Origin of the sequence: Bacillus sp. FJAT-29937 (assembly GCF_001509555.1) — a bacterium.
In the GTDB taxonomy this organism is placed as follows: Bacteria; Bacillota; Bacilli; order Bacillales; family Cytobacillaceae; genus Cytobacillus.
The window spans coordinates 140,667-164,800 of record NZ_LMAS01000003.1 but is presented as its reverse complement, the minus strand read 5'-3'; the positions used below and the strand labels follow the sequence as shown (position 1 = coordinate 164,800).

Here is a 24,134-nt window from a genome sequence, read left to right as displayed (position 1 = left end):
TCCAATTTTTAATTTTTACATTTCTGCAATTAACTGATTAGCAATTATGATTCTCTGAATCTGATTTGTACCTTCATAAATTTGTGTGATTTTCGCATCCCTCATCATGCGTTCAACAGGGTAATCTCTTATAAATCCATACCCTCCTAATAATTGGACTGCATTTGTCGTTACTTCCATAGCTACATCAGATGCAAAACATTTCGCCATAGAGGAATACGCAATCACATTTGGATCGTTTTTATCTAGCATCATCGCGGCCTTCAAAACTAACAATCTTGAAGCTTCAATTTTCATCGCCATGTCAGCTAACATCGATTGGACCATTTGAAACTGATGCAGGGTTTTATTAAACTGTTTTCTTTCCTTTACATAATTCAAACAATATTCATAGGCACCACGAGCAATTCCAGTTGCTTGCGCACCTACCACTGGCCGAGTTTCATTAAAAACATTCATTAATATTTTGAATCCTTCCCCCTCTTTCCCTATCATATTTTCTATTGGAACAATTACATTCTCGAGAAAAATTTCTCTCGTAACAGAGCCTCTAATCCCCATCTTATCTTCCTTTTTTCCAAAGGTAAGCCCAGGAGTATCTTTTTCAACAATGAAAAGCGATATCCCGCGAGTACGGTGTTCGGAAGTTCTCGCTACAAACACATAAATCTCAGAGTCGCCAGCATTCGTAATAAAAATCTTGTGACCATTTAATATGTAAAAGTCACCCTCTTTAACAGCAGCCGTCCTTATACTTGAAACATCGGAGCCAGCACCAGGTTCTGTAATTCCAAATGAACCAAGAACTTGACCTAACGCGAGTTGTCTCACATATTTCTCCTTTTGTTCTTCAGTACCAGCAATGAGAAAAGGAGCTATTGTCAATGCCTGAGTTGAAAGTGCAACGGAAGTAGAGGCACAAGAAGCTGCAATTTCCTCGACAACAGATACATGACTTACCATATCTGACCCTACTCCTCCGTAATCTTCAGGTACATGAACGCCAAAGAAGCCATTTTCAGCCATAATCTTAATATTCTCCCAGGGCGTTTCTCCTTTCTCATCTACCTGTTTTGCATTCGGTTCAATTCGTTCCTTTGAAATTTTTTTTGCTACGTTTTGAATCAAATCTTGCTGCTCTGTTAGTAACACCTTATCGCCCCCTATTTATTCTGAAAGCACTTACATTTCAAACTGCAAGTGTGATGCTATTACTAGAATTAAGTTCATCTTTCTATAATGCAAATATCGTGCCAACCATAAAAAAGCCTTAAGTAAAGGACTTGTGCTTTTAAGTTTTTCAATTGGTGAATAATCGCACCAGAATGACTGCAAAAAATCACCGTTTACCCCAAAAAAACAAAAGAACGGTGAAAAACTTCACCATTCTTTCAGAATATTTCTAGTCTCTTGATTTTTCTAACAAGCGTTGAATGATCTACCTCCAAATGCTTTGCAGCTTCTCTAATAGATTTATATCGGGTTAAAGCTAAGCTTATCATCTTCCTTTCCATATCATCCCTCAGTTTTTTGAGGGGAATAATATCTTCTGTTAAATCAATGGAAAAGTCTCTAGTAACCTCTTTTGGCAATGCATCCGGCATGATCATATCATCTTCGGCCAATATAACCAAGTGCTCAATTGTATTTTCCAATTGCCTAATATTCCCCGGCCAAGTATAATTCTCCAGCAATTGGAGTGCCTTCTTTGAGATTTTCCTATTGGTAGTGTACTTGACATTAAATTTATCTAAAAAATAATGGATCAAAGGAATGATATCTGCTTTTCTTTCCCGTAAAGGTGGAATGTTGATTGGAATGACATTTAAACGATAAAATAAATCCTCTCTAAACTCACCCTTTTCAACAAGTCTTTTTAAGTCTCGATTTGTTGCAGCCAAAAATCGTACATCTAGTTTTTTGGCTTTCGTTCCTCCTACCCTAGTTATCTCTTTCGTCTGAATTACTCTTAATAGTTTGACTTGTAAATGTAATGGGATTTCACCTATTTCATCTAAAAGAACAGTTCCTCCGTTTGCAACTTCTAACAACCCTGGCTTTGCCGATATTGCACCGGTAAATGCCCCTTTTTCATATCCAAAAAGCTCGGCTTCAATTAAAGATTCTGGTATGGCGGCGCAATTTATTTGAATGTATGGAAAGTCCTTCCTATTGCTGATTTTATGAATATTTTTGGAGACAACTTCTTTTCCAACACCTGACTCCCCAAGAATTAGTACGATTGCTTCAGTTTTAGCAACTTTCCATACTTTTTCTTTAAGTGCCTTGATTTTGGAAGACGCACTTATCCAATCATCAGTCTTTAATAACTGTAATCGCAGCTCCTGAAGCTCTGTATAGTTTATATTAAGCTGTTGGTGATGCTCATTGTGCAACTCATTTAATATAGACAAATCCCGATAATTCGCTGCATAACATATGAATTCTCCCTTTTCATCGAAGACTGGTTTACTCGTTATAAACACTTCGCGGTCATTGCTTAACTTTTGCGAAATCGTTAGCGGATCCTTTTTTAATACTTTCATGGACTGGCTGACTATAATACCGTTCTGCTCCATTTCTTCAGGCGTCTTCCCAACAATATCTTTTTTTGAAAAACCAGAAATAAGCTCAACTGCCTTATTTGCATAAAAGATACGTCCTTCTTTATCGGATAATAAAAATCCATCATAGGATTGTTCAAAGGCTGGAAGAATTTTTTCAAATCCTAACTGAGATAATTCAATATAGGTCATTCAATACTCCTTTAGTAATACTATTTACTATATTATGAAATATTGTTATTTCGTTATAAAATTTCTTTTTCACTTGCCTTTTGCAAATTAAATAACTTCATTTTATTATATAAGGTTTTTCTTGTGATCCCTAGAATTTGTGATGTTTTTGTCATATTCCCGTTAAAAGTGAGTAATACCCTTTGGATGAATTGCCTCTCCATATCCTCCAATGTCGTTAATTCCATTTTCTCTGGCATAAACATCTGCTCAATTAGTTTATATGGAAAATGTTCCATTGTAAGTTTCTTGCCTTGGGAGAGCACCACTGCTCTTTCAATATAGTTTTCAAGTTCTCTTATATTTCCAGGCCAATCGTGTGATTTTAAATATTGTAATATAGCTGGGTCATATTCAGAAGACTTTACATCTAGTCTTTTGCAAACTTTATTTAGTAAGTGTTTAAATAGTTCCGGAATGTCTTCTGTTCTTTCACGTAAAGGAGGAATTTGGATCACAATAATTCCTAAACGATAATATAAATCCCTTCTAAATTTATTTTTTTCTACTAACATTTCTAGCGATTCATTAGAAGCACCTATTACTCGAACATTGATTGGTATTGGGATTGATCCACCTACACGTATTACCTCATTTTGCTGCAGAACCCTTAGAAGTTTAACTTGCATATCTTCGGACATACTGTTTATTTCGTCTAAGAATAACGTACCTCCGTTAGCTAGTTCAAACTTACCAGGCATTCCACCCTTCTTGGCTCCTGTAAAGGCACCCTCTTGATATCCAAATAACTCGCTTTCAATTAGTTGCTCGGGAATAGCACCGCAGTTTACTGCAATAAAGGGGTTTTCCCTTCTCTCACTTGCATGGTGTATAGCTTGTACAAATAATTCTTTTCCCGTGCCACTTTCACCTTCAACAAGGATTCTAGAGTTTGAATTGGAAACTACTCTTGCCATATTAATTGCGGATTGAATCCCTTCCCCACTTCCAATAATATCCTTAAATGTAAAGTAGTCATTTACTGGAAGCTGGCTGTTCTTTGCAAAGTTCAAAGTTTTTTCTTTAACAAAAAGTTCCTTCTCAATTGCTTTCGCAAGAGAGACAACCATTCCAAGCGTATGAGTATGTTTTAATGAATAATGCCCTGATAGAGTGAGTACACCGATAAACTTTCCTTTGCTGTCGTGGATCGGGGCTGCTGCACAGGACCATTGATGAAAATGTACATTATAATGCTCAGGTCCTCCAATATGTATAGGTTTTCCTGTAGAAATAGCGACACTAATAGCATTTGTTCCGGCACTCTCAGAGCGGTTTGCCCCAATTTCAAAATTACTCTTCTTAGCTTGCTCGACTACATGCTTGGCACCCTTTACATCTAAAATATTTCCTTTATGGTCTGTTAACACATATAAAAAATTAGTTTCTTTTGTGAGATCACTAATTAAATTAATAAACGGAGCTACCACGTTGATTAAGTTTTGATTTTTGCTTAATACCTCTTGAATTTCCTGCTCATTCATTAGAGGTGGTTTTTTAAAGGGATTCACATTTAACCTTTGGCAGCGCCTCCAAGATTCAGCAACCTCAGGCTTTAAATGTGAAGTATCATCGCCGCCATTAATAAATTTATCCCATTTATTATACAGTTCTTTATAAGTTAATTCTGTCGTCATAATGAAATCCTCCTGTACAATTATTAATAGGAACGTTCAATTTCAGCAAATAGAGTTTTTTAAATATTACTATCATTATATATTAACAGAATTTTTGATATTTAAAAAGGAGCTTTATCTGATAGCCACATGGGATACAGTTAATTGCCATATTATATTTGTAAAAATTTCTTTTGATCTGATTAAAATAAAAATGGCACCTATTAGCTAATTTGCTAAGGTGCCTAGGATCTAACTCTAATTTTGGTTAATTAAACTTTTCTGTCTCTCCAGCCATTTCCTTGCTACTTCCCATATTCCTTCTGTTACAGATGGGTGTGGATGAATTAAAGAAGCCAACTCATTTACAGTTCCTTCTAGAAAAATAGCTGTTGATACTTCAGAAATTATTTCGGTTACATTAGGTCCAACCATTACAGCTCCAAGAATTTCGCCATATTGATCATCCGCAATAAGTTTGATAAATCCGTTCGCCTCGTCCATTGATAATGTTTTGCCAATCGCTCTTAACTGCAGCGTCTCGGTACGATAAGAATATCCTCTTTCTTTTGCCTCTTTTTCCGATACCCCAACACTAGCTATCTCTGGAAATGTATAGATGCAGCGAGGTACTACTTTATAGTCAATTTCCTTAACTGAGCCGGACGCATTTGCAGCTGCTACTATCCCTTCTGCACTTGCAACATGAGCCAATTGCCAACCGCCAATTACATCTCCTACTGCATAAATATTTGGACAGCTTGTTTCCATATGTTTATTAACAGCAATAAATGGACCATTCATTTTTAATCCTATTCTCTCTACACCAGCTAAGTTTGGTTTACGGCCAGAGGCAAATAGAACTTCTTCTGAAGAAACTGTCACACGGTCCAAATTTTCAAACTCAACAGTTATTGCTTTTTCTGAACCAATTTCACCAGCCTCTACTACTTTTGCAGAAGTATAAATGGTAATCCCTTTTTTCTTAAGTTCTCTTGTCATTAATTTGGACGCCTCTTCATCTTCTGTGGCTATTATCCTTGACCCCATTTCAATGATAGTCACGTCCACGTTCAAACTTGAAAAAATACAAGCAAACTCCACTCCGATAATTCCACCACCAACAATTACAATCGATTTCGGTAAATAATCTAAATCGAAAATTGAATCGCTTGTATGAACCTTTATCCGCTCAACTCCTTGAATCGGTGGAATGTAAGGTTTTGAACCAGTTGCGATGATAATTTTTTTCCCATACACTTCTAGTTGAGTACTATTTTTCTCAATGATAACTTGATAGTTAGAATGAACGGTTGCCAACCCATTATAAATATCGACATTTGCACTTTGCAGAAGAAATTCTACCCCTCTTCGCAAATTTTCTACAACACTGGATTTCCGCTTCATCATTTTTTCGAAAGAAAGACTGATATTTTCAACTTCTATTCCCCATTTTTTTGCTTTCTCTATCATATCGAGGAATTCGGAATGCCTAAGGAGAGTTTTCGAAGGAATACACCCGGTATTTAAGCATGTACCGCCAAGATATTGATTTTCAATAAGGGCGACTGACATACCTTCTTTTGCTGCATGCTCTGCAGCAACATAGCCTCCAGGTCCTCCTCCAACTACTACCAAATCGTATATTTTCATATTTCTCACCTCAAACTATCAATTCGTAAGGATTTTCTAAAATTTTATTAAGTTCAGTGAGAAACTCTGCTGCTGGTGCACCATCAATTACACGATGATCAAAGGAAAGGCTCAATGTAACGAATTGCTTTGCAACTAATGATCCATTGTTAGATACAACCTTTTCATGGATACGCCCAATTCCTAGAATAGCAGATTGAGGCTGATTAATAATTGGTGTAAATGAATCGATTGCATACATTCCTAAATTACTGATGGTAAATGTCCCACCTGCTAAGTTTTCTGGAGACAGCTTATTTTCACGTGCGAGTTTGACTAATCTCTTATTTTCCCGAGTAAGAGTTGAGAGTCCCATCGCATCTGCATTTTTGATAACTGGAACGACTAAACCATTCGGTACGGATACAGCTAGACCTATATTAACTTCAGAATGAAGTTCAATCATATTGCCGTTTAGTGAGGCATTTATTATTTTGTGTGATTTTAATGCATGTGCCACTGCCTTAATAAATATTTCAGTATAGGATAAACGGAATCCTGTTACCTTATTAATTTTTTCTAGAAGCTTCTCTCTTAATTCAATCACTTCTGTCATTTCGACTTCTGATGTTAGTGTTACATGAGGGACAGTAGAAGCACTTTGAGCCATTCTTTCTCCGATTACTTTTCTAATGCCGGCATATTGAATTGATTGGCTTATAGGTGTTCTAATAAGATCAATATCTGCTGATACGATTTTTTCGTTAAATCCAGTGCCTTTAATATTCGTCAAGTCAATGTCTTTATCATTAGCAAGCTTACTAGCTAGTGGACTAACTTTTTGTTTACTATTAATAAATAATTCAACATCCTTTACATGGATGCGATTATTTGGACCAGTGCCTTTAATTTGAAGTAAGTTAATTCCATTTTCCTTTGCTAACTTATTTGCTGCAGGCGTTTTTCGTGGTTTTTGCACAGCAGTATCAGTTTGTTGCGCTATCCCAGTTGTAGAAATAATGTTTTCATTTACTAATGTTTCATCTTCTATCCGATTTTCTACAAGATTGGTTTCAATTTTTCCAATCACTTCACCTTGCTCGCCGATATAGGCGATCGGTTGCAATACGGCTACTTCCTCATCAACATCATATAATTTCTTTAATAGAATGCCTGATGTTGCAGCTTCCACTTCAAGATTGATTTTATCGGTCATAATTTCAAGAATAGGTTCACCTTTTTCAATTTGCTCCCCTTCATTCTTCAACCAATTCAAAATTGTTCCTTTTTCCATCGTTGCCCCGAGCTTTGGCATCAAAACTTGTTCAGCCATATTCTACCCTCCCATTAGGCATATGTACCAACCGTTGATTTTATAATGTTCTTAATATCTTCAACTTGTGGGACAGCTTTCTTTTCCAGTGTTGGATTATACGGAATTGGTACTGCTTTTCCGCCTAACCTAACTACAGGTGCATCAAGGTAATCAAATGCCTCGCTTTCATTAATGACACTGGCAATCTCAGCACCAAATCCCCCACGTTGGACTGCCTCATATACAACGACAGCGCGTCCGGTTTTTTTCACAGATTCAACGATTGTATCTGTATCAAGCGGCACTAACGTGCGCGGATCAATGACCTCAACATTAATTCCTTCTTTTTCTAGCTCCTCAGCTGCTTGTAATGCCCTATGAACCATAATAGAGGTTGCAATAACTGTGACATCTTTCCCTTCACGCTTAATATCAGCTTTTCCTAGCGGAATAGTATAGGGTTCTTCAGGTACATCGTCTTTCATACTATATAAAAGCTTATGTTCGTAGAAAATAACTGGATTGTCATCTTCTAATGCTGCTTTAAACAACCCTTTCGCATCATATGCTGTTGATGGCTGCACTACCTTTAAGCCCGGAACATGTGCCATCCAGGCCTCCAAGCTTTGTGAATGCTGTGCAGCAAAACCCGCTCCAGAGCCGCCAGGAGTACGGATAACCATAGGAACTTTTCCCTTCCCTCCATACATATAACGCAACTTTGCCGCCTGATTTACGATTTGATCCATAGCAACTGTTACAAAGTCAGAAAATTGCAGTTCCAAAATTGGTCTCATACCCATTAAAGCTGCACCAATCGCTACCCCAGTAATTGCTTGTTCAGAAATAGGAGTATTTAATACTTTTTCAGGTCCTAACTTTTCAATCATCCCTCTTGTTAGTCCGAAGGCACCACCATAAATCCCTATATCTTCACCCAGAATAAATACATCTTCATTCCCTTCTATTTCCTGGCACATAGCTTCATTAATTGCTTCTGCGTATGTAATTTTTCGCATTAGTTTCGTCCTTCCTTTATTTCATTATGCATATACGTCTTCTTCTAGTGAGCTTAACGAAGGCTCCGGACTGTTTTCAGCAAACTCAATTGCTTCATGTACTACTCTCTTTACTTCTACTTCCACTTCAATGATTTCTTCATTTGTAAAAATACCTTCATTCAATAACTTTTCTTTAAAAAGCTTTATTCCATCTTTATTTGTTATCCAATCTTGTTCCTCATCACGTGTTCTATATTTTCGAGCATCACTTTTGGAGTGTCCTCTCCATCTATATGTCTTAGCTTCTATTAAAGTAGGGCCTTCTCCACTTCTAGCACGGTCTACCGCTTTTTGGGTCTCTTCCAAAACCGCAATGACATCCGTGCCATCTATTGTTATTCCCGGAATCCCATACGAACTTGCCCGTTCAGATAAATTATTAATGTTCGTCATTTCCTTAATCGAACTAGACATTCCATACTGATTATTTTCACAGAAGAATATGACTGGCAACTTCCAAATAGACGCTAGATTTATAGCTTCATGGAAGGCCCCCTCGTTAGTCGCTCCATCACCAAAAAAGCAAACGACTACAAAGCCTAAATTTTTCTTCTTAGAAGTTAAAGCTGCACCGCAGCCAATTGGCAGACCACCTGCTACAATACCGTTCGCACCGATATTTCCTATTTCTAAATCTGCAATATGCATGGATCCGCCTTTTCCCTTACAATACCCAGTCTCTTTCCCCAAAAGTTCAGCCATCATGTATTTAACATCTGAACCTTTAGCAATGCAATGCCCATGACCTCGATGCGTGCTAGTAATCTTATCTTCTTTAGTTAGAACTGCACAAGCACCAACAGCAGTAGGTTCTTGCCCGATACAAAGATGCATCGTTCCATGAATTTTCCCTTGCATGAACTGATTTTCAACGGCTTCTTCAAAATCACGAATTAGAATCATTTGATACAATAAATCTTTTAGTTTTTCTTTCCCTAGCTTTTGTAAACTAGCGACTGTGCTTGTCTCCATTAGGGAGCCCCCTTTAATATTGAGTGGTTATGCTATAGAGAGTCCTGAAAAATTCTCTATTCTTCATAATCGTAGTACAGCAATACTTTTCCGCATTCTCTTGATTCAATGATATCAAATGCCCTTTCCCATTCACTTAGGGGAATAACGTCCGTTATAATAGGCTTTAAATCAATTGTATTATTCGATAAAATCTTTTTTACTTTTTCCCATGTTTTCATGGAATGTGCATAGGATCCAAATAATTGAATTTGCTTATATAAAATGGAGTCTATATCCATTTCTACATCACTGCCGATAATTCCAACCTGTATGTATTTCCCCATATTCTTTAATGCTTTTATGGAGGGATTAACTGCTGAAGGGGCGCCCGAGCATTCAACAACAACATCTACGCCAATACCTTCCGTTAACTGTTCTACAATTTCCTGTAAATCCTCTGTAAATACATCCACGGTTGTATGCGCACCTAAATCTTTAGCTATTTTCAGTCTTGTTAAATCTTGGCTTGTTCCGCTAACAATCACATTGCACCCTTTGCTTACTAATAAACTTAAGCAAATAAGCCCAATTGGTCCCGGCCCTGAAAGCAAAACCCAATCACCTGCATGAAACTCTGTTAATTCTTCAATCGCCTGTACTGCACACGCTAATGGTTCTGCAAGTGCAGCTTCTTGTAATGAAATAGTAGAAGGGACCTTATAAACCATGTCTTCATTTGCAACTACATATTCAGTAAAGCTTCCATTCACCCCACTGCCGATACTTCTGCGTTCGGAACAAAACATATAATAACCTTGTTTACAGTACATACATTGCTTACATGTCCAGGCAACTGAGGGCAGCACCATTACAATATCTCCTGGATTAATGTTTTTAACATTTTTTCCAGATTCAACGACTTCTCCCGAAAATTCGTGACCAATCACAACTGGGGGAAAGCTCTTATAGCTATCATGATAAATATGCATATCTGTTCCGCAGATACCGGAGTAACGCACTTTAATTTTTATTCCTGTTGCATCACATACTGGTTCAGGTATATCAAGTATATTCAAATTTCCAAAACCAGGCTTTGTCTTCATAAGTGCTTTCATTCAAATCCACTCGCTTATTAATTAATGATTTGTTTCAAATGTAAAAAGCAAATTCATGCTAAATCACCATTATCTATTCACGATTTCAATGTTAATTTTAAAAGGGAAAACATTCCTTATGAAAAAGTTTTATTCTTTTTCATAAGGAAAAAATCCCCAAAAACTTATAACCCTAGAGAAATAAACTTTTCTTCTAAATAATCCCTAATTCCTTGGTGGCCGCCTTCACGACCGTACCCACTATGATTCATACCACCAAACGGAGCTTGTGGAACACCAGGAACAGCATCATTTAGTCCAATTACACCAAAGTTTAATGCTTCAGAAACAGTAACTGCACGTTGAATGTTTGATGTATAAAGATACGCTGCTAAGCCGTATTCTGTGTTGTTCGCTTCCAAGATAACTTCCTCGTCATTACTAAAAGTTGTGATCGGAGCAACCGGTCCGAAAGTTTCCTCTGTCATGATCATCATATCTTTCGTAACATTACCAAGAACAGTTGGCTCGTAATAATAACCGTTAGGATCTCCAGTTGTTTTACCGCCAGTCAAAACTTCTGCACCTTTTGATTTAGCATCTTCTACATGCTCTTTTACTTTCTCTAGCCCATCTTTGCTAACTAATGGTCCAATTTGTACTGTTTGGTCTAAGCTATTTCCAAGTTTTAAAGCCTGAACTTTTTCAACAAATAGGTTTGTAAACTTATCTTTTATATTTTCATGAACATAAATTCTGTTTGCACATACACATGTTTGACCCGCATTTCTAAATTTACTAGCTAGAGCTCCTTCAGCTGCTTTTTCTAAATCTGCATCTTCGAATACGATAAATGGGGCATGTCCCCCAAGCTCTAAAGAAAGCTTTTTTAATTGAGCTGCAGACTTTTCCACCAATTTCTTCCCTACATCAGTAGATCCTGTAAAAGAAACCTTTTTCACTACTGGATTATTAAAGATTTCATCCGAAATTTCTCTTGTTGCACCCGCAACAATATTAACTACACCACTTGGAATTCCCGCTTTTTGAACAAGGCTGGCAAAAGCAAGTGCTGATAATGGCGACTGGCTTGCAGGCTTGACAATCCCCGTACAACCAGCAGCCAAGGCAGGTCCAAGTTTCCTAGTCATCATAGCTAAAGGGAAATTCCACGGGGTAATGGCCGCAATTACACCAACTGGCTGTTTTACAACAAATAATCTTTTATTTGGTGAGGATGCTGGGACTGTTTCTCCATAAATCCGACGTCCTTCTTCTGCATACCAAGTCAAGAAACTAGCAGCATATTTCACTTCCCCACAAGCTTCTGTATAGGCTTTTCCCATTTCCAAACTCATAATCGTTGCCAATTCATCCTCATGCTCCAGCATTAAATCACGCACTTTTAGAATATAATCCGCTCTTTCGTTTGCAGTAAGCTTAGCCCATTTTGGGAATGCCGCATTTGCCGCTTCAATTGCTGCTTTCGTTTCTTCCTTTGCCCCTCTAGGAACTTCTGCAACGACTTCACCTGTGTTTGGATTCTTCACTGAGAATGAAGAACCATTGCTTGCAGTTTTCCACTCACCATTTATGAATAATTTAACATTCTCTAAATCAATCAATGATATTTGCTTTGTAGCTTGTAACATTCTAATTCCTCCTCGTTATCAAGTCATGCACCAACTACCTATAAAAATGTAAACTATTAAGCTTTGCTTTTAGGAAAATACCATACCGCCGTCTATTACGACCGCTTGGCCTGTCATATAATTTGAATCCTCTGAAGCTAAAAATGAAACATAGTTCGAGACATCTGTTGGCTCTTCGATTCTTCCTAAAGGAATTCCATTAATTTTATTTTTCAAGGTTTCTCCTAATGGAACATGTGTATACTCACTCATCTTGCGGTCAATTTCTTCCCACATCCCTGTTCCGACAATACCTGGACAATAGGCATTAACCGTAATTCCATGAGGTGCAAGTTCTTTTGCAGCTGCTTGAGTCAGCCCAATGACTGAAAATTTGGTTGCACAATAGTGGCTTAGAAGTTCATGACCCCTTTTTCCAGAAGTGCTGCTTGCATTAATAATTTTTCCACCGTTTTGTTTGATCATCACTTTTGCTGCTGCTTGCATACAAAACATCGTTCCAAACACATTGACGCGAAAAATTCTTTCTAAATCTTCTTCTGTAATATCAAGAAGGGGCTTAACCTGCACAATACCAGCATTTGAGACCATGACATCAAGCCGTCCAAAATGTTCTATCACTTGGTCAACCATTGAAAAAACCTGATCTCTACTGCTTATATCCGCTGCTATTGCCAAAGACCTCCGGCCAAGCTGTTCAATTTCAGAAGCTAAACTTTTTATGGATTCCTCATTGATATCATTCACAACTAAATCGAATCCATCGCTGGCGAGCCTTAAAGCAATTGCTCTTCCTATACCTGCCGCGCTCCCAGTAACTAAGGCTATTTTATTTTTTTCCATTTGTATCCCTCGATTTAGCAAAAGGTTATTTTAAATGAAATCCTTTAGAATTCACAAAGGATTTCATATGCTCCCTTCTTGGCACGGATAGAAAATCACTCATCCCGATTGTCCAATTCATTGTTTTCTGGTTTGTTAGTCGACTTTCGTAGTAATCTTCTAATTGAGCATCATATTCGTCCAAGAGCACATCATATTTTTCTTCGTTGTATACATTTTCATGAAGAATTGCGTCAACTGGCAAACGTGGTTTAACCAATTGGGTTTCATCTGGAATTCCAACTGTCATGCCGAATAAAGGAATTGTTTTATCAGGTAACCCTACAACCTTACTAATTTCTTCAGGGTTATTTCGCACACCGCCTATGTAGCAAATCCCATAATTTTGTGATTCTGCTGCAACGACAAAGTTTTGGGCAAAAAGTGCTGTATCAATGACCGCAACAAGGAAATTTTCAAGTATTTCATTTTGAATGCTCGTACCTTGTTTCTTACATGCATATTCTAAGCGTTTTAAGTCTGCACAGAATAACAGCAATACAGGTGCAGATTCGATTTGCCTTCTATTATTTGATAGAGCAGCCAATGCGTCCTTCTTCTCTGGATCTGTAATGTGAATAACCGAATAAGCCTGAACAAAGTGTGATGATGCTGCGTGCTGGGCAGAAACGAGCATACTTTTCAGTTTATCAAGTGGAATCTCTTCCTTTTTATAATCCCTTATTGAAGTATGACTTCGTAATAATTCAAGTACTCCATCTAATTCTTTATTAAGAGTCATGCTATTCACCCCTTTTTTTATTCGCTTATTGCCAGTATTGGCTTTAGTACTTCTTGATTCAACCCATCTTCAAAGGCTTGTGTTACCTCAGTCAAAGGATAAATCGTCATAATGTCTATCAATTTTTCTGATAGTGAGTCTAATACAGAAAATGCCTCATCATAATCTTCTGGATTGGACCCATAGCTAGTATTAATGAGTATCTCACTTCTTACTAATTCCGTTAAAAACAGGGTGGTCTCATGTTCATATAACGCTACTAAAACAGCCTTTCCGCCTTTTTTCAGACTGCGGAATCCTGATTTCACTGCTATATTTGAACCAGAACATTCAAATACAATGTCCACCTTCTCATCTAAATTCCCTGACTCAACAATATGTGGAATTACTCCGAATGTCTGGCATTTTGACAATCTGCTTTTATAATCCTGTTCCAATCCCGACAGATAAACCTTGGCGCCTTTCTGAGCAAGAATTAAGCTTACAAAAAAGCCAATAATTCCTGGTCCTTGCACAAGAATCATATCAGTCTTTGAAATTTCTCCTGCTTGACGGACGGCATGTACAGCGATAGACATCGGCTCACATAAAGCTGCTAATTGGTGAGGTATTCCATTTGGAATTTCCCTAACATACAGTGCCTTTGTTTTTACAAACTGTGCCATACCGCCATCGAAGTGGAGACCAATAACTTTATTTTGAGTACAGATTGATTTGCGTCCAATCAGACAGTTTTCACATTTACCACAATAATTCATTGCTTCAACGATGACGTTTTTACCTTTTAAATGCTCTAAAGAAGCATCAAAGACATCAACAACTACGCCTGAAAATTCATGACCCATAACTATTGGTTTTGGAACAAATTCATAGCCTTTAGAATGTTTATATGCATGAAGATCGCTCCCGCAAATACCACAGTATTTTACTTTAATGAGCACTTCACCACTGGATAGCTTTGGTTGGTCAATTTCCTGAAGGATAATTTCCCCTTCATTATCTGTTTTAATAGCTGCTCTCATGCATTACACCTCTACATTCCGAGGTAAGCTTTTTTCAGATGTGGATCGTTGATTAATTCCCCTGCATTTCCGGATAATGCCAGTCTTCCATTTTCAAGTACATAGGCATCACTAGCAATAGCCAAAGACTGTTGAACATTTTGTTCAACTAGTAATATAGTAATTCCGGTATTTCTTATATTTACTAAGTCCTTTAATAACTGCTGCACTAAAATTGGTGCTAACCCAAGTGATAGTTCATCAATTATCAATAGTTTTGGGTTGGACATCAGTCCTCTTGCAATAGCAACCATTTGCTGTTGCCCGCCGCTCAGATCTCCGGCCATTTGACTTTTTCTTTCCTCTAAAATTGGGAATAAGTCATATACGAAGCGGAGGTTTTTCTTGAAATCCTTTTTTGCTCGTTTTGAATATGCCCCCAGCTCCAAATTTTCTTGAATTGGCATATAGTTAAACAACTTTCTTCCTTCTGGTACTTGAATGATTCCTTCTTCCACAATTTCATGCGGGCTCATTTTGTGAATCTCTTTGCCTAAGAAGGTGATTTCCCCGCTTGAAATTTTTTCAATTCCTGAAATAGCATTGATTGTACTTGATTTTCCAGCCGCATTTGCTCCTAATAATGCAGCGATTTGACCTTCTTGTATTTCCATTGATAAGTCCCATAGGGCTTGGATTTCGCCGTAGAATAAGTTTACATTTTGTAATTTAAGCAAAGCTCAATTCCTCCCCAAGATAAGCTTTAATTACTTCTGGATTGTTCGTAATTTCTGTCGGTGTACCTTCAGCTATTTTTTCACCATGATGCACTACAACGATGCGATCGCTAACCGACATAACCACTTCCATGATATGCTCAATAAGGATGATAGTAATTCCACTATCCCTTAAACTTCTGATCATCGGAAGAATTTCCTTTACCTCACTTGGATTCAAACCAGCCATAACTTCATCCAACAGTAGAACAGTCGGCTGTGTTGCTAATGCTTTTGCAACCTCTAGACGCTTCTTATCAGCAATAGTTAAGCTTTTTCCAACCTGATCCTTCTTATTATATAAACCAACCTTTTTTAAAATCTCTAGACTGAATTCCCTTGCCTCTTTTGTGCTCGTTGCTTTGTTAAAGGCACCAACCATAACATTTTCTAATACAGATATATTTCCAAAAGGCTTAACTATTTGGTATGTCCTTCCAATCCCTTTTTTACAAATTATATATGGCTTTTGGCTTGTAATCTCTTCGTTATTGAATATTACCTGTCCACTTGTTACTGGCAGCGAACCAGAAATTAAGTTAAACAGCGTTGTTTTACCCGCACCATTTGGGCCAATAATGCCAACGATTTCGTTTTTAGCTACATCAAAAGAAACATTATTTACTGCTTTCAATCCTCCAAAATGCTTTGAAACTTCTTTAACTTGAATAATCAATTTTTTCACCATCCTCAACCTTGATGTTTTTTTTATTCAAGCCTTTCAATTTTTCTGGAATTTTCTTAAGTATTGGAAGCAAGCCATTTGGCAGAAAAGATACGATTAAGATTAATACAATTCCATAAATTAAATAATTCATTCCATTTAATGATGGAAAAGTAGAACGTAAAAGCTCATTTAGAGGGATAATAATAAAAGCCCCTAAAACTGGCCCAAATACCGTTCCAACCCCGCCTATAATAGCTATCAACGCAATTTCCACTGAGAAATTCATGTTAAAAACTGAGATTGGTTCAAAGAACAACATAAACTGAGCGTAGAAAACACCGGCAATTCCAGTCATTCCTGCGCTGATTGCCATAGCAATCATTTTATATTTTGTTACATTAATCCCAAGGGTTTCGGCTCCATCCTCATCTTCACGAATTGCTTTCAAATAATAACCAATTTTTGTTTTATCCACCCAAGTTGCGATGATTATACTAATTACAAATAACCCTAATACAACAAAATAATAGGTACTATATTCTCTAAAAATAAGATTTGAAAAACTCGGCTCAAATCGAATATTGACTCCTATCGATCCCTTTGTTAAATCCCTGAAATATAATGTTAAGTGGCGAATTACTTCAGCAAATGCAATGGTCGTTAATGTAAAATATGTTCCTCTTAATCTAAATGCTGGCCAACCAATCAATAAACCTACAATAATAGATATTACCGCGGCAATAATAAATCCAAACCAAGGACTAACACCGAAATTTAGATACAATAATGTGGATGAATAAGCCCCTAATCCGAAAAAGATTGCATGACCCAGAGATAATTGACCACCGTATCCACCTAAGATATTCCAAGCTCCCGCAATCGTTGCATACAACAATATAAGGATAAAAATATTTAAATAGAATTTATTTTGAATAACAAATGGAACAACAAGCAGCATAATCCCAAATAGCATTAGAAGTGTTCTCTTAGACAGTAATTGCATCATTTTAAGCCTACCTCCTCTGCGCCTTTACCGAGGCTAAATATACCGGAAGGCCGTACCAGTAAAACCATAATGAATATCACGAAGTAAATGGCTTCTTTAAGACCTGGATCAAAGATTACACCTGAAAGGGCTTCCACTACTCCAATAATTAATCCACCGAAAAATGCACCAAACATACTCCCCATTCCTCCTAATACAACAACAACGAATGCAATAAGGACGAATGATGCGCCAATTGTTGGATAGACGGAGTAAATTGGCATTAACAAAGAGCCAGCAAGACCTACTAGGCCCGATCCGATACCAAAAGCTAGAAGATAGATTCTCTTTACATTAATCCCCATCAAGAATGCTGCGTGTCTTTGCATCGCCACAGCTCTAATAGCTTTTCCTGTCATTGTTTTTTGTAAAAATAGATATAAAATAGCAGCTACTGAAACTGCAGCTACGAATGCAACTAACCTCGGTATACTTACTGCAAGTTCACCAATATGAATAACAGATGTCTGGTAGCTTGTTTTAACCGAAAGATGATTTGCACTTAATGTCATTAAGGCAAAATTTTGAAGGGCTATCGATAACCCTAATGTTGCAAATATTTTCGTTGAGGCCGGTGTATCTAAAATTGGCTGTATCATAAATCTTTGAGTAATTACACCTAATAAAAATAGGCAAATAATTACTAGAACGGCAGATACATAAGGATCAAGTCCCATCATTGAATAAAATAGAAAGCTAATATACATAGCGATCATAAGATATTCACCGTGAGCAAAGTTTACAATTCTTACAACCCCAAGGATTAAATTCAAACCCATACTAATTAATGAATAAATACCACCCAACAAAAGACCTGATATAAGTGTTTGAACTATTGTCATATCTACACCTCACTATTCGTTAATACAATCCATGAAGCTCCCTCAAATCACTTGCACCCCATCAGAAAAGTCTCCTAATCTTTTCTTATTCTGAGGGGGTGCAATTTTAAAGTTCAGCTTAATCCATTTAAACCTATTTTTATTGATTCACTATTTGAGGTTCTTCAACAGCTACATTTTCAGGCCATACTGTTTTAAGCTCCCCGTTAATCCATTGATGAACATATGGTTGGCTCAACTTGTTTTGTCCACTTTCTTGATTGAACTCAACACCCCAACCAGTAACTGTTTTTCCGGCTTCAGCTGTGTATTTCAATGCTTCTTCTTTTAATTTATCAGGATCAACTTCACCCACTTTATCCAATACGTCTAGAACCACTTTCATCCCCATATAGTTAGCTAATGAGTGGCCAGAACGCGGGTCTGTACCATACTTTTCTTTATAGAGTGCCATAAATTCTTCAATTCCAGGTGTAAATTCTTTATTAATTAGGTATTGAGGGAAGTCAATGTCAAATATACCGTTTGCTTTTTCTCCCATCGCATCTTTAAAGTCAGCCATTGTATGGCCACCGCCATTACCGATAAAAACTGGAATCTTTAGTCCCAACTCTTCACTTTGTCTTGCTAAAAGAATAGCGTCATTCAAATAAGAAACAGCAATTACTACATCTGGATCCACTTTTTTAATATTTAATATGACAGAGCTTAAATCATTCGTTCCTGCGCTATACCCTTGATTAGCTACAATATTTATACCTTCTTCTTTTGCAAGCTTTGTCGCTTCATCTGCAATAGTTGTTCCATAAGAAGAATCTTCATGGGCAATTGCAACTTTAATATCTCCTAAATCTTTGCCCAATTTTTTAGTAACTACTTCCTTTATGAAATCTACATTCACCTTTGAGAAATAGGAAGCGGGTGGATTTGTTCTTAATACATATTTGTATTGTCTATCAGTGATGGAATCGGATACTGCTCCAAGCTCCCAATACAAGACACCGCTTCTTTCTGCAACTTCACTAGCTGCAAAAGAAATCGAGCTAGAATAAGATCCAAAAATAGACTTAATATTTTCTTGATTGATTAATCGATTCGCTTCTGATTGAGCAGCATCTGCATCAACAGCGTCTCCCTTAACCAATTCAATCGTCTTTCCGCCTGCTATTCCGCCATTTTTATTCGCTTCTTCGATAGCAAGCTCTGCTCCACGAAAGCTCTCTTCACCTAGAAGAGCTAATCCACCAGATAAAGGATATAAAGCACCTAATTTTAATGTCTGAGACTTTTCGCCTCCTTTGCCATCTCCACTTGCCCCACCAGAGCAGGCTGTTAAAAGTAGAAGAAAGCCTACCATCATTATGCTTAAAATCTTCTTCATGAAATTTCCCCCATATTTTTATTAATTATTTATTTTTTAGCTGTGGTTCTTGTACAGCCACTTTTTCCGGCCATACAGCAAAAAGCTTTCCTCCGATCCATTGATGCACATACGGTTCACTTAGTAAGTTTTGTCCTGTTTTTGGATCGAACTCGACACCCCATCCAGTTACGGTTTTGCCTGGTTCTACCTTATAATTCATAGCTGCTTCACGCATTTTATCAGGGTCAATCTCTTTAACTTCATCAATTACATCGAGAAGTACATTCGTTCCCATAAAATGTACCAATGAGTGTCCAGAACGAGGGGATTCACCGTACTTTTCTTTATAAAGATTCACAAAGTCATCCATTCCAGGTGTGAATTCATGGTTAATTTGGTATTGTGGAAATGCAACATTGAAAATACCATCTCCTATGTTACCAACACCTTCTATGAAGTCAGTCATATCATGACCCCCACCTGAGCCAACAACAACTGGAACTTTTAATCCTAATTCTTGACTTTGTCTGTGTAATAGAATGCCGTCATTTAAATAAGAGACTGCAATGAGGACATCTGGTTCAGCCTTTTTAAGGTTTAGTACTACAGAACTTAAATCGTTTGAGGTAGCACTATATGGCTGAATTGTCACGATGCTAATACCCTCTTTTTCTGCTAGTTTCTCTGCTTCAACAGCAATAGTTGTTCCATAAGATGAATCCTCATGAGCAATCGCTACTTTAATATCACTTAAGTTCTTCCCAAGTTTATCTGCCACATAATTTTTGATAAAATCAATGTGAGTTTTTGATAAGTAGGATGCGGGAGGATTCGTACGCAACACATAATTATATCCGCGGTCCGTAATTGAATCTGCAACGGCACCATATTCCCAAAACAAGACACCATTTCTTTCAGTCACTTCACTAGCGGCCAGTGCAATGCCAGAAGAATAAGATCCAACAATTGTCTTAATATTCTCTTTATTAATCAAACGGTTTGCTTCTGACTGTGCGGAATCAGCATCTGGAGCGTCCCCTTTAACAAGCTCAACCTTTTTACCATTTGCTACCCCGCCATTTTTGTTTCTCTGTTCAACTGCAAGCTCCACTCCACGGTAGCTTTCTTCACCAAGTAATGCTAAACCTCCAGATAACGGGAATATTGCACCAATTTTTAATGTATCGGATGCTTTGTCGTCTCCATTGGCCTTCTCTGATCCGTTGCAAGCAGACAATAGCAATATAAATCCTATCAATATTAGAGAAAAAATCTTTTTCATTTTGCCCCCCCTGTAAGGCTATTAACTGCTTAGCCATCCTCCATCAACATAAATGGTTTGACCTGTTACATAATCTGAAGCCCGTGAAGCTAAGTACACAGCTGCTCCTTGTAATTCCTCAACTTCACCTGTTCTTCCTAAAGGAATACGCGAATTCATCCATTCAACTTTTTTCTCGTCTTCAAAAAGAACTTTCGTCATATCCGTTTTGAAATAACCAGGTCCAATAGCATTGACTAAGATTCCATCATTGGCAAATTCCACAGCCATTGCCTTTGTTAATTGGGAAACTCCACCTTTACTTGCTGCATATGCTGCCATGTTAGGAAAAGCTACTTCACTTGTAAGTGAAGCAATGTTGATAATCTTCCCATATTTTTGTTTCTGCATATAAGGAATTACAGCTTGGGATGTAAAGACTGCTGTCTTTAAGTTGATCGACATGACAAAATCCCAATCCTCTTCAGTTATTTCTAAAAATGATAGGCGTCTATTTGTTCCAGCACCATTTACTAAAATATCAATTTTTCCTTCTTGATTAACTACATCTTGTACAAAGCCTTTAATATCTTCTGGATTTCGTGCATCAACAGCTGCATAATAAGCCTTTCTGGAAAATCCCCTAATAGTGTCTGCGGTATCCTTAAGCTCACTTTCAGTTCTGCTTGTTATAGCTACGTTTGCACCTGCTTCTGCTAACGCAAGCGCTATGGATCTTCCGATTCCTCGTCCACCACCTGTTACCAACGCCGTTTTCCCACTTAAATCAAACAACTTCAACTAAAACACCTCCGATTGATTTACGATATAACGCTATAACATCTTCGTATGTAGTGATTCTAGGGTTTACAGCGATGTTTCCACTTAACAGCGCATCCTTTGCCATTCTGTCAAGTTGAGAATCGTCCACATTGAACTCTGCAAATGAAGAAGGGATCCCAATATCCTTTGAAAGCTTTTTAACAGCATTTACTGCCGCTGCCGCTCTCTCCATTAATGTTAATCCTTGAAGGTTTTCTCCCATATCCTCAGCAATATCACTAAACAATTCTGGTACTGCTAAAGAATTGAATTCCATAACATGGGGAATTAAAATGGAGTTTGCAATTCCATGAGCAACACCATAAATCGCACTTACTGGATGACTCAAAGCATGGCAATTTCCTAATCTTGTATTATTAAAGGCTAATCCTGCTAGCAGGCTTCCCATAAGCATATTGTCGCGAGCTGTGATATTGTCACCACTATAAACTGCTTGTCTTAAGTTGCCGCTGATTTTTCGAATCGCTTCCCTTGCGAGCGCTTTCGAAATTGGATTTGCCATTTTTGACGTATATGATTCAATCGCATGCACTAAGGCATCAAGTCCAGTCGATGCTGTAATATGCTTTGGCAATGTTAATGTTACTAGGGGATCGACTAATGCCCATTTTGGAGCAAGCTTTATTCCGCCTACTGTCAGCTTGTATTGTCGCACTTCATCAGTTATTACAGTAAAGGTAGTTACTTCACTTGCTGTACCTGCAGTAGTTGGGATTACGATTAATGGAAGCAGATCCTTCTCGCACGTATCAATCCCTTCATATTCAACAATGGATCCGCCATTAGTTGCCAGCAGACAAACCGCTTTCGCAACATCAATTGAGCTCCCGCCACCCATTGCTATAACTGCATCTGCATCTACCTCACGAAGCATCTTTACAGCGTCATTACAGTTAGTTACAGTTGGATTTGGCTGTGTTTGATCGTAGATAGAATAATTGATATTATCCAATTGCCGTGTAATTTGGTTAATCAGTCCTGTTTTTGCAATACCCTGATCTGTAATGATTAGTACATTTTTAAAGTTTTGGTCATCAATGATTTTTCGCAGCTGATTAGTTACCCCTAATCCATACATAATCTGAGTTGGATTTTTAAAAAAGCCTATTGAATTCACTGTTTAAATCCTCCTTGCCTAAAAAGTTAAGTAATCACAATAACTTAATGCAAGTATCGTGCCAAAAGTACTTTTTTGAATATTATGAATAGAAATATACTTTTCTGCTATTTTCGAGTTTTTACTCCAAAGAATTAATGGGTAAAAATTATACACTTTCTTTATCTTTGTGTAATTTTTACTCGAAATTAAAAAGAGCCAGTAAACGGACTATGCTAATTCACAGTCGGTCACTGACTCTAATTTTATTTGTTTTGTATTTGAGGCTCTTCCACTGCTACATTTTCCGGCCAAACCGTTTTAAGCTCACCATCGATCCACTGATGCACATATCCTTTACTTAACTTGTTTTGTCCAGTTTCCTGATCAAATTCTACCCCCCAGCCTGTTGCTGTAGAACCAATTTCAGCAGTATATTTTAAAGCTTCATTTTTTAATTTATCAGGATCGTCTTCACCAACTTTGTCCATCACGTCTAATACAACCTTCATCCCCATATAGTTCATTAAAGAGTGGCCGGAACGTGGTTCTGTACCATACTTTTCTTTGTATAATATGGTAAATTCCTCCATACCAGGGGTAGCTTCGCGATTAATTAGATATTGCGGTGAATCAATATTTAAAATACCATTCACTTTATCTCCCATTGCATCTTTAAAATCAGTCATCGTATGACCACCGCCAGAACCTATGAATACTGGAACTTTCAGACCTAACTCTTCACTTTGTCTTGCAAGAAGAATTGCGTCGTTTAAGTAAGACACTGCTATCAAAACATCTGGTGCAGCTTTTTTAATGTTCAAAATTACGGAACTCAAATCATTTGATGTAGCACTGTACCCTTGTATCGTTACAACATTAATTCCTTCTTCCTTTGAAATCCTTTTAACTGCATCTGCAATCGATGTTCCATACGAAGAATCTTCATGGGCTAGAGCAACTTTTACATCTCCTAGCTCTTTACCAAGTTTTTTGGTAACCACTTCTTTTATAAAAGTTAAATGCTCCTCAGAGAAATAAGAAGCCGGTGGATTTGTGCGTAAAATATACTTGTATTTACGATCAGTAATCGAGTCAGAAACTGCTCCAAGCTCCCAGTACAACACCCCACTCCGTTCTGCTACTTCACTAGCTGCAAATGAAATCGAGCTTGAATATGATCCGACAATCGTTTTTATGTTTTCTTGGTTGATTAATCGATTCGCTTCTCCTTGAGCGGCATCTGCATCTACCGCATCTCCGGTAACAAGTTGAACCTGCTTTCCACCTGCAATACCGCCATTTTTATTGGCCTCCTCTACAGCAAGCTCTGCACCACGGAAACTTTCATCTCCAAGAAGTGCCAAATTCCCTGTTAAAGGATATAAAGCTCCAATTTTTAATGTCTCCGATTCACTCCCCCCACTCGCTCCATTAGAGCAAGCCGATAAAAGCAAAAGTAAACTAACCATCACTATACTAAAAATTTTTTTCATG

General features: G+C 37.6%; 21 protein-coding genes. All 21 read right to left on the bottom strand.

The window, feature by feature from the left end:
* Nucleotides 1-15: 15 nt before the first annotated feature.
* The 21 genes from AR328_RS07125 to AR328_RS07025 all read right to left on the bottom strand — a co-directional run bounded on the left by AR328_RS07125 (nt 16) and on the right by AR328_RS07025 (nt 24,133).
* Nucleotides 16-1,152, bottom strand: coding sequence for an acyl-CoA dehydrogenase family protein (locus AR328_RS07125; protein ID WP_066292442.1), 1,137 nt, complete (start codon nt 1,150-1,152; stop codon nt 16-18).
* 239 nt (nt 1,153-1,391) lie between these two features.
* Nucleotides 1,392-2,756: a sigma-54 interaction domain-containing protein gene (locus AR328_RS07120; protein ID WP_066292439.1), complete on the bottom strand. Its 1,365-nt coding sequence runs from the start codon at nt 2,754-2,756 to the stop codon at nt 1,392-1,394.
* A 53-nt stretch (nt 2,757-2,809) separates the two neighbouring features.
* Nucleotides 2,810-4,432 (bottom strand): sigma-54-dependent Fis family transcriptional regulator, encoded by a 1,623-nt coding sequence (locus AR328_RS07115; RefSeq protein WP_066292436.1) that lies wholly within the window; start codon nt 4,430-4,432, stop codon nt 2,810-2,812.
* 237 nt (nt 4,433-4,669) lie between these two features.
* On the bottom strand, nt 4,670-6,064 hold the full coding sequence (gene lpdA, locus AR328_RS07110; protein WP_066292433.1) for a dihydrolipoyl dehydrogenase: 1,395 nt from the start codon (nt 6,062-6,064) through the stop codon (nt 4,670-4,672).
* Nucleotides 6,065-6,074: 10 nt separating this feature from the next.
* Nucleotides 6,075-7,376: a dihydrolipoamide acetyltransferase family protein gene (locus tag AR328_RS07105; protein WP_066292431.1), complete on the bottom strand. Its 1,302-nt coding sequence runs from the start codon at nt 7,374-7,376 to the stop codon at nt 6,075-6,077.
* Nucleotides 7,377-7,390: 14 nt separating this feature from the next.
* Nucleotides 7,391-8,377 (bottom strand): alpha-ketoacid dehydrogenase subunit beta, encoded by a 987-nt coding sequence (locus AR328_RS07100; RefSeq protein ID WP_066292428.1) that lies wholly within the window; start codon nt 8,375-8,377, stop codon nt 7,391-7,393.
* A 24-nt stretch (nt 8,378-8,401) separates the two neighbouring features.
* The gene (locus AR328_RS07095; protein ID WP_066292423.1) at nt 8,402-9,391 is read right to left on the bottom strand and encodes a thiamine pyrophosphate-dependent dehydrogenase E1 component subunit alpha; all 990 of its coding nucleotides are present in this window, start codon (nt 9,389-9,391) and stop codon (nt 8,402-8,404) included.
* Between the two features lie 56 nt (nt 9,392-9,447).
* Nucleotides 9,448-10,488, bottom strand: a complete 1,041-nt coding sequence (locus tag AR328_RS07090) for a zinc-dependent alcohol dehydrogenase (protein WP_066292421.1) — start codon at nt 10,486-10,488, stop codon at nt 9,448-9,450.
* A gap of 164 nt (nt 10,489-10,652) precedes the next feature.
* Complete coding sequence (locus AR328_RS07085; RefSeq protein ID WP_066292418.1) at nt 10,653-12,119, bottom strand: NAD-dependent succinate-semialdehyde dehydrogenase; 1,467 nt, start codon at nt 12,117-12,119, stop codon at nt 10,653-10,655.
* A gap of 69 nt (nt 12,120-12,188) precedes the next feature.
* The gene (locus AR328_RS07080) at nt 12,189-12,962 is read right to left on the bottom strand and encodes an acetoin reductase (protein WP_066292417.1); all 774 of its coding nucleotides are present in this window, start codon (nt 12,960-12,962) and stop codon (nt 12,189-12,191) included.
* Nucleotides 12,963-12,987: 25 nt separating this feature from the next.
* The gene (locus AR328_RS07075) at nt 12,988-13,743 is read right to left on the bottom strand and encodes an NADPH-dependent oxidoreductase (protein WP_066292413.1); all 756 of its coding nucleotides are present in this window, start codon (nt 13,741-13,743) and stop codon (nt 12,988-12,990) included.
* A gap of 17 nt (nt 13,744-13,760) precedes the next feature.
* On the bottom strand, nt 13,761-14,765 hold the full coding sequence (locus AR328_RS07070; protein WP_066292410.1) for a zinc-dependent alcohol dehydrogenase: 1,005 nt from the start codon (nt 14,763-14,765) through the stop codon (nt 13,761-13,763).
* Between the two features lie 11 nt (nt 14,766-14,776).
* Nucleotides 14,777-15,481 carry an ABC transporter ATP-binding protein gene (locus AR328_RS07065; protein WP_066292407.1) on the bottom strand — a complete coding sequence of 235 codons (705 nt, stop codon included), beginning with the start codon at nt 15,479-15,481 and terminating at the stop codon, nt 14,777-14,779.
* A complete protein-coding gene (locus AR328_RS07060) occupies nt 15,474-16,205 on the bottom strand; it encodes an ABC transporter ATP-binding protein (protein ID WP_231734778.1) in 732 nt (243 codons plus the stop codon). The genes AR328_RS07065 and AR328_RS07060 overlap by 8 nt, the downstream gene beginning before the upstream one ends.
* The gene (locus AR328_RS07055) at nt 16,180-17,193 is read right to left on the bottom strand and encodes a branched-chain amino acid ABC transporter permease (RefSeq protein WP_066292399.1); all 1,014 of its coding nucleotides are present in this window, start codon (nt 17,191-17,193) and stop codon (nt 16,180-16,182) included. The genes AR328_RS07060 and AR328_RS07055 overlap by 26 nt, the downstream gene beginning before the upstream one ends.
* Complete coding sequence (locus AR328_RS07050; RefSeq protein ID WP_066292396.1) at nt 17,190-18,074, bottom strand: branched-chain amino acid ABC transporter permease; 885 nt, start codon at nt 18,072-18,074, stop codon at nt 17,190-17,192. Before AR328_RS07050 ends, AR328_RS07055 begins: the two co-directional genes overlap by 4 nt.
* A gap of 139 nt (nt 18,075-18,213) precedes the next feature.
* Nucleotides 18,214-19,455: an ABC transporter substrate-binding protein gene (locus AR328_RS07045; protein WP_066292393.1), complete on the bottom strand. Its 1,242-nt coding sequence runs from the start codon at nt 19,453-19,455 to the stop codon at nt 18,214-18,216.
* Between the two features lie 25 nt (nt 19,456-19,480).
* Nucleotides 19,481-20,719, bottom strand: a complete 1,239-nt coding sequence (locus AR328_RS07040; protein ID WP_066292388.1) for an ABC transporter substrate-binding protein — start codon at nt 20,717-20,719, stop codon at nt 19,481-19,483.
* 21 nt (nt 20,720-20,740) lie between these two features.
* Entirely contained in the window at nt 20,741-21,499 is a 759-nt protein-coding gene (locus tag AR328_RS07035; RefSeq protein ID WP_066292385.1) for a glucose 1-dehydrogenase, read from the bottom strand.
* The gene (locus AR328_RS07030; RefSeq protein WP_066292383.1) at nt 21,486-22,658 is read right to left on the bottom strand and encodes an iron-containing alcohol dehydrogenase; all 1,173 of its coding nucleotides are present in this window, start codon (nt 22,656-22,658) and stop codon (nt 21,486-21,488) included. The genes AR328_RS07035 and AR328_RS07030 overlap by 14 nt, the downstream gene beginning before the upstream one ends.
* A gap of 245 nt (nt 22,659-22,903) precedes the next feature.
* The gene (locus AR328_RS07025) at nt 22,904-24,133 is read right to left on the bottom strand and encodes an ABC transporter substrate-binding protein (protein WP_066292381.1); all 1,230 of its coding nucleotides are present in this window, start codon (nt 24,131-24,133) and stop codon (nt 22,904-22,906) included.
* Nucleotide 24,134 lies beyond the last annotated feature (1 nt).

Excerpts from the sequence above, each read along its gene's own strand:
- AR328_RS07120 (WP_066292439.1), bottom strand. The coding sequence starts at position 2,756 with ATGACCTATATTGAATTATCTCAGTTAGGATTTGAAAAAATTCTTCCA.
- AR328_RS07115 (WP_066292436.1), bottom strand. The coding sequence starts at position 4,432 with ATGACGACAGAATTAACTTATAAAGAACTGTATAATAAATGGGATAAA.
- lpdA (WP_066292433.1), bottom strand. The coding sequence starts at position 6,064 with ATGAAAATATACGATTTGGTAGTAGTTGGAGGAGGACCTGGAGGCTAT.
- AR328_RS07105 (WP_066292431.1), bottom strand. The coding sequence starts at position 7,376 with ATGGCTGAACAAGTTTTGATGCCAAAGCTCGGGGCAACGATGGAAAAA.
- AR328_RS07100 (WP_066292428.1), bottom strand. The coding sequence starts at position 8,377 with ATGCGAAAAATTACATACGCAGAAGCAATTAATGAAGCTATGTGCCAG.
- AR328_RS07095 (WP_066292423.1), bottom strand. The coding sequence starts at position 9,391 with ATGGAGACAAGCACAGTCGCTAGTTTACAAAAGCTAGGGAAAGAAAAA.
- AR328_RS07090 (WP_066292421.1), bottom strand. The coding sequence starts at position 10,488 with ATGAAAGCACTTATGAAGACAAAGCCTGGTTTTGGAAATTTGAATATA.
- AR328_RS07085 (WP_066292418.1), bottom strand. The coding sequence starts at position 12,119 with ATGTTACAAGCTACAAAGCAAATATCATTGATTGATTTAGAGAATGTT.
- AR328_RS07080 (WP_066292417.1), bottom strand. The coding sequence starts at position 12,962 with ATGGAAAAAAATAAAATAGCCTTAGTTACTGGGAGCGCGGCAGGTATA.
- AR328_RS07075 (WP_066292413.1), bottom strand. The coding sequence starts at position 13,743 with ATGACTCTTAATAAAGAATTAGATGGAGTACTTGAATTATTACGAAGT.
- AR328_RS07070 (WP_066292410.1), bottom strand. The coding sequence starts at position 14,765 with ATGAGAGCAGCTATTAAAACAGATAATGAAGGGGAAATTATCCTTCAG.
- AR328_RS07055 (WP_066292399.1), bottom strand. The coding sequence starts at position 17,193 with ATGATGCAATTACTGTCTAAGAGAACACTTCTAATGCTATTTGGGATT.
- AR328_RS07050 (WP_066292396.1), bottom strand. The coding sequence starts at position 18,074 with ATGACAATAGTTCAAACACTTATATCAGGTCTTTTGTTGGGTGGTATT.
- AR328_RS07045 (WP_066292393.1), bottom strand. The coding sequence starts at position 19,455 with ATGAAGAAGATTTTAAGCATAATGATGGTAGGCTTTCTTCTACTTTTA.
- AR328_RS07040 (WP_066292388.1), bottom strand. The coding sequence starts at position 20,719 with ATGAAAAAGATTTTTTCTCTAATATTGATAGGATTTATATTGCTATTG.
- AR328_RS07025 (WP_066292381.1), bottom strand. The coding sequence starts at position 24,133 with ATGAAAAAAATTTTTAGTATAGTGATGGTTAGTTTACTTTTGCTTTTA.